General features: G+C 38.4%; 2 protein-coding genes and 1 pseudogene. 1 reads left to right on the top strand and 2 read right to left on the bottom strand.

Annotated elements, in window-relative coordinates:
* Positions 1-145: 145 nt before the first annotated feature.
* The gene (locus tag JQC92_RS21840; protein ID WP_205001637.1) at positions 146-1,051 is read left to right on the top strand and encodes a LysR family transcriptional regulator; all 906 of its coding nucleotides are present in this window, start codon (positions 146-148) and stop codon (positions 1,049-1,051) included.
* A gap of 404 nt (positions 1,052-1,455) precedes the next feature.
* Here the strand turns inward: JQC92_RS21840 and JQC92_RS23000 are convergent, their stop codons facing one another.
* Together JQC92_RS23000 and JQC92_RS23365 are read right to left on the bottom strand one after the other, a co-directional pair.
* Positions 1,456-1,881 carry a helix-turn-helix domain-containing protein gene (locus JQC92_RS23000; RefSeq protein ID WP_205001636.1) on the bottom strand — a complete coding sequence of 142 codons (426 nt, stop codon included), beginning with the start codon at positions 1,879-1,881 and terminating at the stop codon, positions 1,456-1,458.
* Between the two features lie 42 nt (positions 1,882-1,923).
* Positions 1,924-2,274, bottom strand: a pseudogene (locus JQC92_RS23365) (DJ-1/PfpI family protein); the annotation flags it as partial.
* Positions 2,275-2,411: the final 137 nt, after the last annotated feature.

The raw sequence follows: 2,411 nt of genomic DNA, 5'->3' as shown, positions 1-2,411 counted from the left end.
ACAACTCAATGAATGATATCAACAGCATGACATGATGATTAGATCGGTCAAATGATCGTGAAAAATAGTGAGTTGAGTGCAGGTATTTTGTTCATTTAACTTTCAGAGTGCTGAATAGTTACTATAAATTAAAGACGCATTTTTCATGAACAGTTCTTCATTTAACCAATTACAGACATTCCATGCCATTCTCGAAGAAGGTTCAATAACTGGAGCAGCTAAGAAACTAGAAATCGCACCTCCGTCTGTGAGTCAATCACTAAAAAATCTGGAGAAGCACCTTGGGTTGCCTCTTTTCACTCGCAGCACTCGAAGAATTGAGCTGACCGAAGCAGGAAGTTTGCTTTACCAAAAAACAGTCAATGCACTTAATGAGCTTAATGATGCATTCGACAGCATTGAAGATTTAAATGAAGTGCCCTCAGGTAAGGTTAAACTCACTATCCCTCGGTTTGCTTATCAATTTTTCTTACAACCGTTATACGTAGAATTTTGTGAACGCTACCCAAATATCCAATTAGAAGTATCGGTATCAGATGAGGCGGTAAATATTATTGCCGAAGGCATTGACGTCGGCATTCGATTTGGCGATAGAGTTGAAGAAGGCATGGTCGCCAGACCAATAACCAAACCAATGAAAGAAGCCTTATTTGCCTCACAATCTTATGTCGATAAACATGGAGTCCCTAATTCAATTGAAGAGTTACAAAAACATAAACTCATTCAATATCGCTTTATCGCTTCAAACCAATTAGCACCGCTAAAGATTACAAATGGTAAAGAGGTATTCAATGTTGAAATGCCTCTTGCAATGATCGTCAATGATACCGATTTAATGATTGATGCAACAATCAACGGGTTAGGCATAGGTAGAGTTATCACGCCAATGGTCAATCACTTATTTGAGCAAGGAAAAGTCATACCCATTTTAGAACCGCATTGGTGTCCGTACTCTGGATTGCATTTATACTTTAATCAAAATACTCAAAAGGCAAAAAGAGTCAGAGTATTAGTTGACTTTTTAATCGAAAAAGCAGCCGCTACCCTATAGAGACTGCTTTGTCCAAATCCGTTAGATATAAGTTTGTAAATTGCTCTAAATCAAAAAAGAACTGAGTGACTACACACTGCATTGGCGAAGCTAACGTCACCTTTTCTCTCGCTGTTGCCCTAGTATGATCACCGTTTTGCTGAAGCTTTAAAATGTACTATCCATCAACAATGGTTAGGACACTTTTTATAACTGATTGAATTTACTGAGCTTAAAAATTTGAATCTAAAAACATGGATTCCTTAAAATTCAATGAGTTATTTTATTATAAACGGCGAAAGTTTAAAAACTGTCCGAAGTGTTGATGGTAAAAAAACTCAATTTTTGAGCCGTTTTTGCTGCGTGCGCCACACTTTTGAAATTTAATGTCCGCTATAAGTATCTGTTTTTAAAGCGACCACAACTTATTGAGCCGTTACATAGAATGCAGCTCGCCATTGTGACGGCGACACCTTGAATTTTTCCTTAAAATGATGGCGAAATGTTACCACAGATTTAAATCCTGCCGATTCGGCAATTTGCTCGATGGATTGCTTACTTTGTTCTAACAATGTTTGGCTATGACTTAACCTATGCTGCAGTAACCACTGATTAAAACTAAGCCCAGTATGCTTTTTAAAATGTCGAGTGAATGTACTGCGGCTCATATTTAGCTTATCTGATAGCTCATCTATCGTTATATCAATGGTTAAGTCATTGCGGATATGTTCTAGGGTATCGGCAAGCTTTTGGTCTTGATAATTTGTAGGGATCGGCAGTTCTATATATTGCGGCTGATATCCTGCACGATGAGGCGATGTCACCAACATTCTTGCCACTTTGTTCGCCACTTTGGCTCCTTGAATTTCGCTAAGCATAAATAAGCAACAGTCCATGGCTACAGCACTGCCAGCAGAAGTGTATAAACCATTTGAATGACAGTACAAAGACTCAGCCGTTAATTCGACTTTAGGGAAACGATGTTTAAAATCATCAATAAATAGCCAGTGAGTAGACGCTTTATGCCCGTCGAGTAAGCCTGCGTAAGCCAGAGGGTATGCACCTTGGCATAGACCTGCGATTATTGCTCCTCGTTGATAAGCTTTTTTAACTGTTTCTATCAGTTCTGATGAGGGTTTATCGTCTGGGATTGACCAGCTAGGAAAAATAACAATATCAGCTCCTTCGATGATCGAAAGGTTGTATTGCGTTTGAATATCAAAACCAACCGCTGATTTTACAATGCCCGCTTTATCACTAAATAGTCGGTTCTGAAAAAATCCATTTCAAGAGTTAAAATGTACGGCATCTGATTTACGCAAAATTCAGAGCCGTACCCCAAAAGCAAGATTTCTTAGATTTTGCATCAATTTCACTACAA

Source organism: Parashewanella hymeniacidonis (assembly GCF_016900895.1).
GTDB classification, from domain to species: domain Bacteria; phylum Pseudomonadota; class Gammaproteobacteria; order Enterobacterales; family Shewanellaceae; genus Parashewanella; species Parashewanella hymeniacidonis.
This window is presented reverse-complemented; position numbering and strand designations above follow the sequence as displayed.